Raw genomic sequence first — 16,583 nt, 5'->3', positions numbered from 1 at the left:
TAACGCACCCTACAATAATTTAGGTGAGACAAAACCTAGGTGTTTCCAAGCAGCCGCTGTGGCAATTCTGCCCCGACTTGTCCGCTGCAAAAATCCGATTTGCATTAAGTAAGGTTCATAAACATCCTCAATTGTTTGAGTGTCTTCTCCGGTGGAAGCTGCAATAGTTTCTAAACCAACGGGCCCACCGTTAAAGTTTTCGATCATTGCTGTCAAAAGACACCGATCAGTCCAATCCAAACCTAGCGGATCGACGTTGAATAATTCGAGGGCAATTGATGCGACTTCGGCGGTGATTGGCATTAATTTTTTGACTTCGCTGTAGTCTCTGACTCGTCGCAGCAAACGGTTAGCAATACGAGGTGTTCCGCGAGCTCGGCGGGCAATTTCTAAGGCTCCTTCTGGGGTGATTTGAGTGTCGAGAACTTGGGCGGTTCTTTGGACAATTAGACTAAGTTCGTCTATTTCATAGTAGCGTAGTCTTTGGATGAGGCCGAAGCGATCGCGCAATGGAGCTGTTAGCGATCCAACTTTGGTAGTTGCACCTACCAAGGTAAAGGGTTTCAGGGGAATGCTACGGATTTTGGCGCTTTTTCCTTGACCGATCGTAATATCTAAGCGGCAGTCTTCCATCGCCGGGTAGAGGATTTCTTCAGTAACTTTAGATAAACGGTGAATTTCGTCGATAAACAGCACGTCGCCTGCTTTGAGGTTGATCAGCAATCCGACAATATCTCGCGGTTTTTCTAGGGCTGGGGCTGTGGTGATTTTGCATTCAACTTCCATTTCTGCTGCTAGAATTAGCGACATTGTGGTTTTGCCTAGCCCAGGTGGGCCGTACAGTAACAGGTGATCCATCGGTTCGCCGCGAGATTTGGCTGCTGCAATTGCGATCGCCAAAACTTCTCTTAAGTCTTTTTGTCCGATGTATTCAGCTAACCGCTGGGGCCGGATTTTATCTTCTTGTTTGTTGTTGATTTCGTCTGGTAGTTCTTGGGATTCTAGCAGCGATTCTGTCTGGGGTTTGGCTGCTTGTTTGCGGGGGGCAGGGGCTATGTCTTCGGGTAGATTTGGGTCGGGGGTTTGTTGTTTGGAGGAGATGATTGCCATGTTTATTTGCGATCGGGCAGCGGGAATTGTTTACAATTATTAGGGGAATCTTGACAATTATTGAGTTCTTTATGAATATTCCATCTTCTTTATTAGCATCGGAAAGCATAACTTTTGAGGGGGCGATCGAGCTGACTCAATCTTTACTATCGGAAATAGAAGCCCATCGACTTTCACAGGCCCAGATCGAGCAAGCAGTGGCTTCTCTGGTGAAAACTCCGAACGGTGCTAGGGGGTTTTTTGTCACCTATCTGACGGATGAGGGAAAGGTGGCAGACAGTCCGTCACCAGGAGTGATCGAGGCGCTGCGATCGACTCCTGAGATCGTAGCAGAACTGCTGGTGAAAAATTTGGCGATGTCGGCGGCGATGGTTGTTTATCATTCGCGCCATCAAAGCGAGGAAAGGGCGGCGGGTTCTGCTAGAGTGCAGGGGCGATCGCGCAATTTGATTCAAATCCTGCAAATGCCAGCCTGTCAAACTGTAGCGTCGCAAATGCTAGCCAGTTTGCAGAGTGCCAGCGGCGAGTATGAAGAATTTTTTCAGCGGTGGGGCTACGACGATGAGCAAAAACTAGCGATCGGTTCGGCAGTGAGTGAGGCGATCGGCTAAAATGACCTAATACGGTTCAGAAGACTCGGCGGTTTCAACCGCCGAGTCTGATCTTTTCCAGCAGATGCTTGCTCAAAACGACGGGGCTGTGGAATAATTGCGGTTTAGCAAAAGCTGCACAATTGTAGCTTGAGTTGATTTCGGTGTGAAGGTAGTGAACGAGGGCGAAAAAATTGCTGAGAACGGTGAAAGGAGTTGCCCAAAAAGCCCGAACGGCGGGCGGGAGGCGGCCCGCAAGTAGTCAGCGGTGGACGAAGCTCAATCTGCTGCTAACATTGGTGCGGCGGGACTTGGAAGCTCAATACAAAGGCTCGATTCTAGGCAATTTGTGGCCGCTGCTGAATCAACTATCGCAATTGGTGATTTACACTTATGTATTCTCGATCGTTCTCAAGGTAAAGCTCCAACTTGCAGGCTTCCCCGAAAACAGCGACATTACATTTGGAGTCTGGTTGTTTGCCGGTTTACTACCTTGGAGTGCCTTCACCAGCGGTTTGATTAAATCGGGAGTATCCGTGGTGGGGCAGCCAAATTTAGTCAAAAAAGTGGTATTTCCTCTCGGTTTGCTGCCGCTAGTGCCGATTTTGACAGCTTTTATTGAAAGTTCTCTGGGTTTAGCAGCTTTGATTCTGATCGTAGCAGTTTCCACGCAAAAGCTCAACGCTACTTTATGGTTGCTGCCACTGGTTTGGGCGCCTCAGTTGTTGCTAACCGCGGGGTTGGGATATTTGACAGCGGGCTTAACCGTGTTTTTGCGAGATATTCCTCAGACATTAGGTGTTATTCTAAATTTTTGGTTTTATTTGACGCCGATCGTCTATCCAGCATCAATCATCCCCGAACAGTGGCGAGGGTGGATATTTTGGCTCAATCCAATGGCCACCATCTCCGAGGTTTACCGAGACCTGATACTGCTTGGAGAAGTCAAGCATTGGGGCGAATGGGGTGTCGCCACGCTGATTTCTGCTGCTATATTTTGTGCAGGTTTTGCGGTTTACCGACGTTTGCGTCCCGCTTTTGCTGACGTGCTGTAATATGTTTTAGATCTCAAGTCAATGTGACATGGAAAATCCCCATCAAGGTGTTTTTAGTGAGGACTTGCATTCCTCACTAAAAAATATGAGGACTTGCATTCCTTACTACAAACCTATTTTTTGTTCTAGCGGACATAAGATCAATCTAAAATCTAAAATCTAAAATCTAAAATCTAAAATCGGATGACAGAAAATGTAATTTCATTAAAAAATGTTTCTAAATGCTTTAAGCGATACGATCATCCAGGAGACCGCTTAAAAGAAATTATTTACCCCAGCAAAAAACTCGCTGACGAATTTTGGGCTCTCCACGACATCAATCTGGAAATTCATCAAGGACAAACTCTGGGAATTGTCGGTCGCAACGGTTCGGGAAAAAGCACTCTTTTGCAAATAATTGTGGGGACGCTGACGCCCACCGCCGGCAGTGTAGATGTGAAAGGGCGAGTCTCCGCTTTGTTGGAACTCGGAAGCGGGTTTAACCCGGAATTTACCGGGCGGCAAAATGTATTTTTTAACGCTCAAATACTGGGATTTACTCAAAAAGAGACTGAAGAAAAGTTTGACGAAATAGCTGCTTTTGCTGATATTGGAGATTTCATCGATCAGCCCGTCAAAACTTATTCTAGCGGTATGTTTGTCAGGCTGGCTTTTGCAGTTGCCACTAGCGTCGAGCCGGATATTTTGGTGGTTGATGAGGCGCTTTCGGTGGGCGACGAAGCTTTTCAGCGCAAGTGTTTTGCTCGATTGCAAAGCATTCAAGAAGGTGGCGGCACGATTTTATTTGTCTCTCATGCTGCTACTTCTGTGGTGCAACTTTGTACATCGGCGATTTTAATGGATAGCGGAGAATTACTCCTCGCTCACACGCCGAAGGTGGTAATTTCTAAGTATCAAAAGTTAATTTATGCCGATCCAGATAAAGTTTTGGGGTTGAAGCAAGATATTCGAGTTCTCAACCAACTGACAAAGCAAGACAGTGAAAACAATCTTCAGGAGGCTAATTTAGACAGCACAAAGACGGAGGTGAAACCGGAGCAGTATCACTCTAAATCCCCAGAACATTATGATGAATTTTACGATCCGGGAATGATACCGTCGAATACGGTGAGGTATCCGTCTCGCGGAGCGGAAATTATCAACCCGCGCATCGAGACGCTGAAGGGAAATGTGGTAAATCACTTGATCGGTCGTCAAGATTATATTTATACTTACTCTGTCACTTTCTCGCGGTCAACTTCCAAGGTGAGGTTTGGAATGTTGATTAAAACGATTAGCGGTTTTGAGTTGGCTGGTGCTTCTTTGAAGGCTTCTACTCAGTCAGTTAGGTATGTGGAAGCGGGAACCACAATTGTCGTAAAATTTCAGTTTAAATGTTTGCTAAATCCGGGGGTCTATTTTTTGAATGCGGGGGTTGTGGGAACGGTAGATGGGGATTTAACTTATCTGGATCGCTGCGTTGATGTGGCGATGTTTAGAGTTCAGTCTTGTACTGAGTCCTGCGGTAACGGCATCGTTGACTTGCTGATCGAACCGTGTTTAACTGTTGTTAATTCTGATTCTCTGGTGAAAGAGCAGTCAACCGAAGTTATCTAAAATTCTGTAAAAAAAATGAGCGAGAGCAATTTAAATTTAGTCAATAATCCGGTAATCAAAGCGTTTATTCGAGAGCAAACTAAGTTTCCTGAAGATTTTAAACTGAATATCTGCGAAGACGATGAAATGTATTTGTTTGCTTTGAGCAATGTTAAGGACGATCGCGATCGGGCTTTGGTGCGCTATTATGCGATCGGGCGACGCATCCTGGATACGGTGAAACAGGTTGTGGATTGGCATTTTGGCGGTTTTGAAAATGTACAGTCTTTTCTAGATTTTGCTTGCGGTTATGGTAGATTTACGCGGTTTTTGATTCAGGAAATGCCGCCGGAACGAATTTGGGTTTCTGATATTTATGCTAACGCGGTCAAGTTTCAAACTGAATACTTGGGTGTTAATGGTATTGTTTCGACGGGAAAACCAGAAAATTATTTAATTGACCAAAAGTTTGACTGCATTCTGGCTAATTCTTTTTTCAGCCATATGCCGGAAAGAACTTTTACAAATTGGCTGCAAAATTTGTATGATTTGTTGACTCCTAACGGCATTTTGATGTTCAGCGTTCACGATGAGTGTTTGCGGGCTGTTGGTGCAGAAATGCCCGATCGGGGTATTTTGTTTAGTCCCATGAGCGAAAGTCAGTCTTTGGATAAGGAGGAATACGGCACAACTTATGTAACTGAAAAGTTTGTCCGAGAAGTTGTCGATAGAGTTAGTGCAGGCAAAGCTTTTGTTCACCGCATCGAAAAAGGGATATGCCGGTTTCAGGATTTGTATGTAGTCACAAATGAGCTGGTTAGAGATTTTTCGGAGTTGAAATTCAATCACCACCCGGAAGGATATATTGATGTTGCTGCTTTTACGAATAAGGAGAATTTGTATCTGGAAGGATGGGCGGCTGATGTGAATGTCGGCGGTAAAATTGAGGATTTGCAAGTGCTGGTAAACGGTGAGTTTGTGCAGAGGTGCGAGCCTTTTTACGATCGCCCGGATGTGGGCGGACACTTTGAAACTGATGTGGCTTTGCAGTCGGGTTGGAACTGTTATTTACCGAAAAACACTGTGGCAGCGCAGGATGTGTTAACCGTCAAAGCAATCAATAACTACGGTTTGACATGGATTCTGGAAACTTGCACTGTGCAATCGCTGTTAAGCCAAAGGAAATCGCGGTCTTTGTTGGGGTCTAGTCAGCTCAAGCTTCAATTACTTGAAAGTCAGTTAGCTGCGGCTAAGATAGAATGGGAGCAAAGTCAAAGTAAGTTAATGATTACTGAAACTCAGCTAGAAATATCTCATACTAAGTTGCAAGAAGCTCAAAATCAATTGGTTTCAGTTCACTCGCAGTTGGAACAAAGTCAAAGTCAGTTAGTATCTGTGAAAATGCAGTTGGAGAAGACTAGAAATCAGTCAATTAATATCAAGCAAGAACTCGATCGATCGCAGAATCGAGTAGTGGCAATGGAAAGCAGCAAATTCTGGAAGCTGAGAAGCTCTTGGTTTCAAATCAGGCGGTTGCTGGGCTTAGCGGGAGAATGAGTAAAATTGGTGTGGGAATTAGGGGGAGGGAGAGAAATTGTGAGTACAAATGACAGCAAACCGTCGGTTTTTATTGTTACTGGAATGCACCGTTCCGGTACGTCTTTGACGGCTTCTTTGTTTCAGAAAGTCGGGGTTGATATTGGTAAAAGGTTAGTTGGCCCGGCTGACGGAAATGTGAAAGGTCATTTCGAGAATGTTGATTTTGTGGAGTTTCACAAGAGTGTTTTACGATCGCACGGCATAGATGAACTCGGCTGTACGTTTGAAAAAACGATTCCGGTAGCAGCGGAATACGTGGAAATTGCTAAAAGGGCGATCGAGCAAAACCAACAAACTCACAAGCATTGGGGCTGGAAAGACCCGCGAACCGCCCTGTTTTGGGATTTTTGGCTAAATTTGCTCCCCGAAGCCAATTTTATCTGTGTTTATCGATCGCCCTGGGAAGTCGTCGATTCGCTGTACCGCCGGGGAACGGATGTCAGCTTGCTGCAAAATCCCGAAATGGCAGTAAAAATGTGGATTCACTACAACCAAAAAGTCTTAGAACTTTGCGAAGGTTTTCCCGATCGCTGTCTGCTGGCCAACGTTTACCCGATCGGTAACACTCCCGAACTTTTTATCGATCGAGTCAACGACAAATTCAATGTTAACTTAGGTGCCATACCAGCGGACAATTTTGAAGAATCTTTATTAGTCAATGATATTGTTAAAAGTCATAGACCGAGTTTAATAGAACAATATTTTCCCGAAGCATTAGAACTCTATCAACTGTTAGAAATCCAAGCAGGAAATCTCAGCAGCGAATCCAAGTTAGCCAGCGATAAAATTATTCACTTCCCAGCATCATCTGTCGGGCCATTTGAAGACTGGCTAAAAATTCGCTTGCTGGAAAAACACCAAAAAACCAGCAATTCCGAACTCAAACAGTGGCAACAACAATTCCAACAAGCCCAGACGAAAGTGTTGGGATTAGAGACAAAATTAGGAGAAACTCAAGTACAGCTTGCAGGAAAAGAAACAAATTTTCAAGAAGCTTTAGCAAAACTGCTGGGATTAGAAACAGAATTAGGACAAACTCAGGCACTGCTTGCCGGTCAAACATCGCAATTTCAAGAAGCGTTAACAAAAGTCCTGAAGTTAGAAACAGAATTAGGGCAAACTCAGGTACAGCTTGCCGGCAAAGAATCGCAATTTCAAGAAGCTTTGGCGAAACTGCTGGGATTAGAAACAGAATTAGGACAAACTCAGGTACAGCTTGCCGGCAAAGAATCGCAATTTCAAATAGCTTTAACAAAAGTCTTGAAATTAGAAACAGAATTAGGGAAGACTCAGGTAAAATTCAAAGAAAAAGAATTCAAATTGGAGCAAAAGTTAGCTGAGTTACTGTGGTTAGAAACAGCACAAAGTCAAACTCAGCAAGATTTGGCACAATCGCGCCAGGAAAATGCCAAAATCCAGGCTGAACTTGCCGCATTCAAGTCTTTTTACTGGTGGCAACTGAGAGAAAGATGGTGGGAATTGCAGCGCCGAATCCGCGATTTATTCCCGAAATTTATTTTTTCTTTAGAGAAGCCTACTACTTGGCAAGTTGGCGATTCCAATCTGTTAATTGTGGGCTGGGTTTTTAACACAAAAACTGAGATTGTAGCAGTTCGCGCGCGAATTAAAAGCAAGAGTTTCGCGGCTGTTTACGGCATAGAAAGAAGCGATATAGCGCTAGCACATTCTAATATTGCGGCTGCACATAAATCGGGATTTACCATTGAATTGCAAGCGCCTCCCGGACGGCACGAAGTGCTGCTGGAAGCGCAAGACGAGCGTGGTAAATGGCATTTTTTGGCAGCTTATCCGCTGTTGGTTTCAACGATTCAAGCATCGTTAGATGTGCCTGTGGTGTGGGAACAGCTTCAGGGTCAAATTTTGTTTGCTGGTTGGTGTTGTCACCACGATCGCAAAATTGCTAAATTAAGCTTTTTGTGCGGTGACACTGCTGTAGAATGCGCCTACGGTTTGCGAAGAAAAGATGTCGGTGAAGTGTTTCCTGACTGGGTTAACAGTTCGGAAAGTGGTTTTGAAGCCCTTGTCGATTTGCCTCCGGGTGAATGGCACGTTTCTCTGCAAGCTGAGTTAGAAACTGGGGAGATTTTGTATTTTCAAGCGCCGCAAATATTGACTGTGCGACGTTACCATATTTGGCAGCGAAGTGCTGATAAATTTGAGGAGTTTTCGAGTTTTGTGGAGGCTATTCGGCAGCGGGCGAGGGAGAGAAAACAGCGTCTGGGTAGAATTGTGCCGATGCCTTGGGAAATTGTCAAGGTGATGCGCCAGTTTGGGAAGATTTATCGGCAGCAAAAACAGTTTACTGCGCCGGGGGATTTGCTGCCACCTGCGGGTTTTGTGGTTCCTAAACCGATTGATAGGTATGATGCTTGGTTGGAGGTGAATCAGTGGAATGTGCGATCGCGCGATTACTTGATTTCTCGGTTAAAATCCTGTGGGGAAGCGCTGCCGAAAATTTCGGTGGTGATGCCAGTGTACAATCCGCAGATAGATTTTCTCGAAAGTGCGATCGACAGTGTAATCAATCAAGTCTATCAAAACTGGGAACTCTGTATCGCCGATGATTGCAGTACCGATGCTACGGTTGCTGAAACTTTGAAAGACTGGGCCCAAAAGGACGATCGTATTTGCATCAAATTTCGCACCGAAAACGGCAACATCAGCGCAGCAACTAACAGCGCCGCCGCCCTCGCCACAGGCGACATCATCCTATTTTTGGACAACGACGACGAACTAACTCCCGACGCATTAGGCGAAGTCGCGCTATATTTTGCCACCCATCCAACCACCGATTTTCTCTACTCAGACGACGACAAAATCGACACCAAAGGTCATCGATTCGCCCCGCAATTCAAACCAGAATGGTCGCCGGAACTGCTGCTTTCCTATATGTATCTCGGTCATTTGTGCGCCGTAAAAAAAGAAATTTTTGAACAAATAGGCGGCTTGCGGCTCGGTTTTGAAGGCTCGCAAGATTACGATTTTGCCTTAAGAGCAACCGAAATTTCTCGCCACGTCGCCCACCTGCCCCTAGTGCTTTATCACTGGCGAACCGCACCAGGTTCTACAGCCGTATCTGGAGCCGCGAAACCATCCAGTTTTTCCGCAGGTCAACAAGCCATTCAAGACGCACTAAACCGCCGAAAAATTAAGGGAAGTGTCGCTCAGCACGCCTGGGCAATCAAAGAAAATTTGGGCATATTTGCCCAGGATTTCCCGGATGATGGCCCGTCAGTAACTTTGATTATTCCTACTAAAAATCAAGTTAAATTGCTGAAAGCCTGTATCGATTCTCTAGAAAGTACAACCTACAAAAATTATCAAATTGCGGTCATTGACAACGAAAGCGACGATCCGAAAACCCTAGAATATTTAAATCAATTAAGTTGTCAAGTTTTGCGAATAAAAAATCCTGGAGGCAAGTTTAGTTTCGCGGCAATTAACAACCGCGCTGTCGCACAAGCTGACAGCGAATATGTGTTGTTTTTGAACAATGATACTGAAGTAATCACCCCGCGATGGCTGAGTCAAATGGTCGGATACGCTCAAATTCCCGCTGTGGGTGCAGTCGGTGCGAGGCTGTTATATCCCGACGGCAGAATTCAACACGCAGGGGTAATTCACGGTCTCCATCACGGTTTGGCTGGTCACGCTTTTAAGCTGATGGATAAGGATAATCGAGGTTATCTTTCTCAAGCGATGGTAACGCGAAATTACTCGGCGGTAACTGCTGCTTGCACGATTACTCCGCGTCAATTGTTCTTGGAATTGGGCGGCTTTGATGAGGAGAATTTTGCTGTTGCTTATAATGATGTCGATTACGGATACCGATTGTTAGAACGCGGTTATCGGTGCGTTTATTGTCCCGATGCGGAGTTGTTGCACAAGGAGGGAACTTCTAGAGGTTTTACTGATAATCCTCAAGAGGTGGCGGCTTTTCGGCGCAAGTATGCGGGGAAAAATGATGGTTTTTATAGTCCTCATTTGTCTTTGGAAGATGAGTATTTTCATATTCAACCTCGCAGGGTTTTTATGACGGAAGAGGGAAAGAAGGAAGAAGGAAGAGGGAAGAAGGAAGAAGGAAGAGGGAAGAAGGAAGAAGGAAGATTAGCAACGGATTTTGTAGCGGATTTAACGGATGTCACTGATGTCACTGATGGAAGGGACAAGGGAGAGTTACAATTTGCTGATTCTGGTTTGTTGTCAGTAGCAAATACAAACAATTCTATTCATCCTGTTAGAGTTTTGATGTGCAGTAATTCGCTGGATTTCACGGGCGCGCCGCTGCATCAGTACGAAATTGCGGTGAAATTGGCGGCTGAGGGTGTGATTTTGCCGATCGTACTTTGCACCACAGACGGCCCCCTGCGTCAAGCTTACGAACAGCAGGGAATTGAAGTCATTGTGCGCGACAATCCCCTCGAACACATCTATCAGCGCGATGCTTACGATGAAGCTATCCGCAGTTTTAGCAAGGAAATTGAAAGTCTAAAAGTAGATGCAATTTATGCTAATACTTTAGAAAACTTCTTTGTAGTTGATGCAGCGCGGCAAATCGGAATTCCTACGGTTTGGAACGTGCACGAAAGCGAACCTTGGCAAACTTATTTTAATAGGTTTGGTTCGGAGATTGCGGCGAGGGCTTTGGAGTGTTTCCGCTTTCCTTATAAGGTGATTTTTGTGGCGGATGCAACGCGGGACAGGTATTTGCCTCTGAATAGCCACCACAATTTTACAGTGATTCACAATGGTTTAGATTTGAGCAAACTGGAAAATTCCGAGAATTCAGAGTTGGCTAGAAAAACTTTAGGTGTTGCAGCGCAAGATGTGGTATTGTTGCTACTGGGAACAGTGTGCGAACGCAAAGGTCAGCAGGATTTAGTTCAAGCACTTTCGCTTTTGCCTGAAAAATGGCACAATCAGATTAGGTGTTTCATTGTGGGCGATCGGCCGAGTATTTACAGCAATAAATTAGCCGATATGGTGGGCGCATTGCCGGAAGATTTGCGGCAAAGGGTGACGGTAGTCCCGGAAACTGGGGAACCAGGACAGTATTACAAAGCGGCGGATATATTTGTTTGCACTTCTCGTGTAGAAAGTTTTCCGAGAGTGATTTTGGAGGCGATGGCCTGCGATTTACCAATTATTACATCGCCAGTTTTTGGGATCAAAGAACAAGTGAGACCGGGAATTAACGGTTTGTTTTATACGCCCAATCGCCCGGATGAATTAGTTGCAGCTTTGATGAGTTTATTGGAGGATAAATCATTACGGCAGCAGTTGGCTGGAAATGCTAAATATGTCTTGGATTCACTCAATACTTTTGAGGAGATGACTCAAGCTTATGCAGAGATTTTCTGCGAAGCATATTTTGCTAAAAAATAAACGTTCAATAAGATTAATTAAATGGTAAAAAAGTATGCAATCAAATTCCTTTAGTAGAGAAGATGAAAGTTCCGACAAACAAACAGCTCAAACCAACCGGGAATCTCACCCAAGCCCCGTAATTTCCAAGGCGGGTTACTGGTTATCTAATCCGATTATTGAAAAAGCTGTAAACTCTCGGCTTTCAGGCGGACAAACAGAAGGTTACTGGTTAACCTGGCTAGTCAATAGCTTCTTCAAAAATCGAAGGTTTGATAATCTTTTGTCTGTTGGTTGCGGAGTCGGAAATCACGAAATTCTCATGGCTAAATTAGGATTAGCCCGCCACATAGACGCCTTTGATTTATCCGAAACTTCTTTAGAAATTGCGAGAAAAGATGCCGCAGCAGCGGGAGTCAAGATTAATTTTTATCAAGATGACTTTAATTCATTTACTCTAGACCAAAACAAAAAATACGATCTCGTTTTTTGCTCTGGTTCGCTGGATCACGTCAAAGAAATAGAACGATGCTTATCAACAATTCAGCAATGTTTAAAGCCCAATGGATATTTTATTGTCAATGAATACATAGGAGATTGCTATAATATATACAATGAAAATCAACTCAATTTGATCGATCGCATTTACAAATGTTTTGACGGTACGCTCAAGTCGGGAACAACTGAAAGATTTGCTAGTCCAAGTATTGAGCAAGTATTGGTGAAAAATCCTTCAAAAGCAATCCGGTCAAAGCTGATACTTCCTTTCTTGAAATTCTACTTTGATATAGAAGTATTGAATCAAGCCGGTGGGGGTCTGCTTCACGAAATGTACCCTTTGCTAGATCGCGATCTGCTTTCAGATGGAGACCCAAAAAGTGAAACAATTGTCAAGTTATTACTGGAGATTGAGACAATTTTAATGGATTTGCCGACAGGACTCTCAAGTGATTTTTGTTTGTGTATTCTGAGACAGAAAAAGCTCAAAATCTTAGAAAACTTGTGGCTGGGAACGTGGAGGAAAGCGAATCGTGGTAAACTTATTTTAACAAGTTTGGTTCGCCGATGGCGGCGAGAGCTTTAGAGTGTTTCCACTTTAGCGGGTGATTTTTGTGTTGTATGGGACGCGGGAAGATATTTCCCTGTCAATAGCTAGCAACCACAATTTTAGAGCGATTCACTTCCCCTCAAATTTTCACACAAGCTGATTTTACAAAAAATATACGTTTAATCGAACTCAAAAGTAAAAAAGTATGCAATCAAATTCCTTTAGTAGAGAAGATGAAAATTCTGAAAAATCAACAGCTCAAAATTACTGGGAATCTAACCCAACAGCCGTAATTGTAAAGGACGGTTACTGGTTATCTAATCCGATTATTGAAAAAACTGTAAATCATCGGCTATCAGGTGGACAAACAGAAGGTTACTGGTTAAGCTGGCTAGTAAATAAATTCTTCAAAGATCGAAGGTTTGATAATCTTTTGTCTATTGGTTGCGGAGTTGGAAATCACGAAATATTGATGGCTAAATTAGGATTGGCTACTCAAATTGATGCCTTTGATTTTTCGGAAAGTTCTTTAGAAATTGCGAGAAAAGATGCCGCCGCCGCGGGAGTAGACATTAATTTTTATCAAGATGACTTTAATTTGTTTGTTTTAGATAAAGATCAAAAATACGATATCGTTTTTTGCTCTGGTTCGCTGCATCACGTCAAAGAAATAGAACGATGCTTATCAACCATTCAGAAATGTTTAAAACCGAATGGATATTTTATTGTCAACGAATACATCGGAGATTGCTATAATATATATAATGAAAATCAACTCGATTTGATTAACCGCATTTACAAATGTTTTCACTACACGCTCAGGTCAGGAACAACTGAAACATTTGCTGGCCCAAGTATTGAGCAAGTATTTGTGAAAGATCCTTCGGAAGCAGTCAGATCAAAGCTGATACTTCCTTTCTTGAAATTCTATTTTGATGTAGAACTTTTGAATCAAGCAGGTGGGGGATTGCTTCACGAAATGTATCCTTTGTTAGATCACTATCAACTTTCTGATGGCTCTCCAAAGAGTGAAACAATTGTCAAATTATTGCTGGAGATTGAGAAAATCTTAATGGATTTGCCGGGAGGACTCTCAAGTGATTTTTGTTTGTGTATTCTGAGACAGAAAAAACCGAAAACAATGGAAATAATACAGCCTAAAATAGATTACGAAGGGGCATGGGACAGCTACGCCCAAGAATGGAAAGATAATCATCCTGAACTCGCTTATTTGGGCGATGAATGGGTGGGAAAAGGTGCGGGTGCGGCTAATTCCTTAGCGGAATACGAAGCGCTGATCGAACAGGAATTTATTGCACCGTATATCAAAAAAGAACATACGGTTTTAGAAATTGGGATCGGTGGCGGGAAAACTGGTTCGCTATTGCTAGAATATTGCGATCGCCTAATTTGTGCCGACATTTCCACTCAAATGCTGCAAGCCGCCCGATCGCGCTTGGGAGACGATCGCGTTTCCTACGTCAAACTCGACGGTTTAACATTAGACGGCCTCACCCCCGGTGCAGCCGATGTATGCTTTTGCTACGATACAATGGTACACGTAGAACCGGTAGACATATTCAACTACCTAACACGCATTCCCAAACTGCTGCGGGGCGATCGCATTTGCGTCTTTCACCACGGCAACATTCTCAGCGATTTGGGTTGGCAAAAATTCGCCGGCGAGTGGGACAAAAACTTACTGGGACGCAGAGATGGCACTGCATTCTCAGTAATGACTGATACAATCATGGAAAAATTTCTCAACCATTTAAACTATGAAATTATCCTAAAAAATACATCTTCAGTACCGCGAGATTGCGTCTGGATCTGCAAAGCGCCCCCCTACAAGGAGTAAAATTAAAGCTTTTACTCGCAGTTAAATACTGAATTTCTACTAACAACTGCCAACCCAACGACTGCGCAATCGGGCCAACTGATAACTAACAACTCCCAACTGCCAACTGCCAACTCCCAACTGCCAACTGCCAACTGCCAACTGCCAAATGAAAGCATTATTTCTCCATCCCAACTTCCCCGCCCAATACCGCCACATTATCACGGCTTTAGGCGCAGATCCCAAAAATCAAGTTGTTTTCGGCACTAAAAACGAGCGTCCCGAATGGAACATTCCCGGAGTTCGTAAAGCAGCATTTACCCCCAGCCGCGAACCCAACGCCCAGACTCACCAATACGTCCGCCCTTTAGAAAGTGCAGTTATCTATGGACAAGCCGTATTTAGAATGGCAGAACAACTCAAAGCAGACGGTTTTGTACCCGATGTGATTTGCGGACATTCTGGTTGGGGGCCGACACTGTTTGTCAAAGAAGCTTTTCCCAATACGCCGCTTTTGTGTTATTTCGAGTGGTTTTATCACTCCATTGGTTCCGATGCAGATTTCGATCCGGCGGAACCTTTAACAGTTGACGACATGGCAAGAATTAGAATCAAAAATGCGCCGATTCTGATCGATTTATACTCTTGTGATTGGGGTTTGTCGCCGACATATTGGCAGCGATCGCAATTTCCGCCAGAATTACAACAAAAATTATCCGTACTCCACGACGGCGTAGATACAGATTACTTCAAGCCAGACCCCGGTGCTAAACTGGTTTTACCTAACTTAGATTTGTCCGGTGTTGATGAAATTGTCACCTACGTATCGCGGGGAATGGAACCTTATCGGGGCTTTCCAGAGTTCATTGAGTCGATCGCCTATGTGCAAGAACGCCGCCCCAACTGTCACGTTGTAGTTGTTGGTTCAGACAGAGTTTGTTATGGTCGTTCTTTACCAAACGGCGAGTCTTATAAAGACCATATGCTCAAAAAAGTGCCGCTAGATATGTCGCGAGTGCACTTTGTCGGGCCGCTACCTTATGGACTGTATTTAAAAGTAATTCAAGCATCCGACGTACACGTTTATTTAACCAGACCTTTCGTGCTATCTTGGTCGATGATTGAATCTCTATCGGCAGGATGTTTAGTAATCGGTTCGGATACCGGGCCGGTGAGAGAAGTGATCCGCGATGGAGAAAACGGTTTAATCGTCGATTACTTCTCGCCGAAACAAGTAGCCGATCGCATCGACGAAGTTTTAGACCATCCTACCCGCATGGCAGAAATTCGCGTCAAGGCCCGTCAAACCGCCCTAGAACGCTATAGTTTAGCTAAAATGTTACCGCAGCACCTACAACTGATTGAGCAGGTAGCAAATCGCTCGATGCCGCCTACAGTTGGTATGCAGCCAGAACGGGAATTAGCCGCATCTTTTGGAGTGAGAATTTAGCAGGAAACTATTGTGGGGTGGGCACGCGAGTTCGCCCCGAAAAAGTCGCAACAGTCGGCGGTTGAAAGAGACTGTTGTCGAATTTAAAAAGCGTGAACAATCAATGCAACAATATTCGTAGGGTGTGTCGCCATCGATTGTACTTATTCAAACTGAATGTTTTGACAACAGACTAAAGATTTTTCCCCTTGTAGGTTCTTGTAGGGGCTGGTTTAGCGTAGAATCTATGATAAAAACGAGTTTATGAGTGCAAAAACCGCCCTCCCTATGTAGGGCTTGCTGAATAGAACTAGAAGCTATGACTGTCAAGGGTTTCAAAATTTTTAAACACAAAAAAGTGCAAGGTTATGACGTTTTTTGGCTCAAAATCCTTGGATTTCGGTGGAAAATTGTGGAGTAAATTTGGGAACCCATCTCCGAATCTCCCATTTTTCAAGCTGTTTGGCACCTAGATTCGATTTGTGGACTTTTTCAGCAAGCCCTATGTAATATTTTATGTAATATTTATCGGTAACTTATTCAAACAAAATTTAAGCGCATTTACCAGCAGAGAAACATGGATTTAGAGCCAAAAAACCAAGACCAGCAGCATCCGCAATATAAACGTGATCGAGCTACCGTCGATAGTTTATTAGACAAAGAAGCAACCGATCGCAATTTATCAGAATTAGCAAGATTAATCATTCGCTACCGAGGATTTCCCGGCGCTAGAGATATCCAAGCAGACTTAAAAAAAGCCCTGCAACAATGGAATCATACTGAAGAAACTCTTTACGAACAAACCCGTAAAATTCACGCTACAGGTGAAGTTTACAGGCTGCAAAAAAGTGACCAAGAAGATTGGGCTTAAGGCTTAAGGGTGCATCTCACTTTGGCGAGTATGCCAAAAAAGGGTTAAAATGAAAAAGCTAGTAAAATTGCCAAATAAAGATGA

General features: G+C 44.0%; 10 protein-coding genes. 9 read left to right on the top strand and 1 reads right to left on the bottom strand.

The genetic code is table 11. The annotated features are described in order from the left end of the window. Window positions 1-9 precede the first annotated feature (9 nt). Window positions 10-1,110: a Holliday junction branch migration DNA helicase RuvB gene (ruvB, locus tag QUB52_RS23755; protein ID WP_265234123.1), complete on the bottom strand. Its 1,101-nt coding sequence runs from the start codon at window positions 1,108-1,110 to the stop codon at window positions 10-12. Here ruvB and QUB52_RS23750 point away from each other — a divergent pair. The 9 genes from QUB52_RS23750 (at window position 1,104) to QUB52_RS23710 (ending at window position 16,499) form a co-directional block, all read left to right on the top strand. Then, window positions 1,104-1,721: a hypothetical protein gene (locus tag QUB52_RS23750; RefSeq protein WP_442923219.1), complete on the top strand. Its 618-nt coding sequence runs from the start codon at window positions 1,104-1,106 to the stop codon at window positions 1,719-1,721. The genes ruvB and QUB52_RS23750 overlap by 7 nt on opposite strands. 185 nt (window positions 1,722-1,906) lie before the next feature. Further along, window positions 1,907-2,755: an ABC transporter permease gene (locus QUB52_RS23745; RefSeq protein ID WP_332974947.1), complete on the top strand. Its 849-nt coding sequence runs from the start codon at window positions 1,907-1,909 to the stop codon at window positions 2,753-2,755. A 183-nt stretch (window positions 2,756-2,938) separates the two neighbouring features. Further along, window positions 2,939-4,351, top strand: a complete 1,413-nt coding sequence (locus QUB52_RS23740; RefSeq protein WP_332974938.1) for an ABC transporter ATP-binding protein — start codon at window positions 2,939-2,941, stop codon at window positions 4,349-4,351. Window positions 4,352-4,366: 15 nt separating this feature from the next. Then, complete coding sequence (locus QUB52_RS23735; protein ID WP_332974939.1) at window positions 4,367-5,887, top strand: methyltransferase; 1,521 nt, start codon at window positions 4,367-4,369, stop codon at window positions 5,885-5,887. 39 nt (window positions 5,888-5,926) lie between these two features. Continuing rightward, entirely contained in the window at window positions 5,927-11,335 is a 5,409-nt protein-coding gene (locus tag QUB52_RS23730; RefSeq protein ID WP_332974941.1) for a glycosyltransferase, read from the top strand. Between the two features lie 34 nt (window positions 11,336-11,369). Continuing rightward, window positions 11,370-12,398, top strand: a complete 1,029-nt coding sequence (locus tag QUB52_RS23725) for a class I SAM-dependent methyltransferase (RefSeq protein ID WP_265234120.1) — start codon at window positions 11,370-11,372, stop codon at window positions 12,396-12,398. 169 nt (window positions 12,399-12,567) lie between these two features. Continuing rightward, entirely contained in the window at window positions 12,568-14,220 is a 1,653-nt protein-coding gene (locus QUB52_RS23720) for a class I SAM-dependent methyltransferase (protein WP_332974943.1), read from the top strand. A 148-nt stretch (window positions 14,221-14,368) separates the two neighbouring features. Further along, window positions 14,369-15,649 (top strand): glycosyltransferase family 4 protein, encoded by a 1,281-nt coding sequence (locus tag QUB52_RS23715; RefSeq protein WP_265234118.1) that lies wholly within the window; start codon window positions 14,369-14,371, stop codon window positions 15,647-15,649. 556 nt (window positions 15,650-16,205) lie between these two features. After that, window positions 16,206-16,499, top strand: a complete 294-nt coding sequence (locus QUB52_RS23710) for a DUF3288 family protein (RefSeq protein ID WP_332966775.1) — start codon at window positions 16,206-16,208, stop codon at window positions 16,497-16,499. Window positions 16,500-16,583: the final 84 nt, after the last annotated feature.

This window comes from Microcoleus sp. A6-C6 (assembly GCF_036705955.1).
GTDB lineage: Bacteria > Cyanobacteriota > Cyanobacteriia > Cyanobacteriales > Microcoleaceae > Microcoleus.
Note: the sequence above shows the minus strand (reverse complement) of the source record. Positions and strands in the feature narration are given on the sequence as shown.

Coding starts and splice junctions, on each gene's coding strand:
- QUB52_RS23710 (WP_332966775.1), top strand. CDS start 16,206: ATGGATTTAGAGCCAAAAAACCAAGACCAGCAGCATCCGCAATATAAA.
- QUB52_RS23720 (WP_332974943.1), top strand. CDS start 12,568: ATGCAATCAAATTCCTTTAGTAGAGAAGATGAAAATTCTGAAAAATCA.
- QUB52_RS23725 (WP_265234120.1), top strand. CDS start 11,370: ATGCAATCAAATTCCTTTAGTAGAGAAGATGAAAGTTCCGACAAACAA.
- QUB52_RS23715 (WP_265234118.1), top strand. CDS start 14,369: ATGAAAGCATTATTTCTCCATCCCAACTTCCCCGCCCAATACCGCCAC.
- QUB52_RS23735 (WP_332974939.1), top strand. CDS start 4,367: ATGAGCGAGAGCAATTTAAATTTAGTCAATAATCCGGTAATCAAAGCG.
- ruvB (WP_265234123.1), bottom strand. CDS start 1,110: ATGGCAATCATCTCCTCCAAACAACAAACCCCCGACCCAAATCTACCC.
- QUB52_RS23740 (WP_332974938.1), top strand. CDS start 2,939: ATGACAGAAAATGTAATTTCATTAAAAAATGTTTCTAAATGCTTTAAG.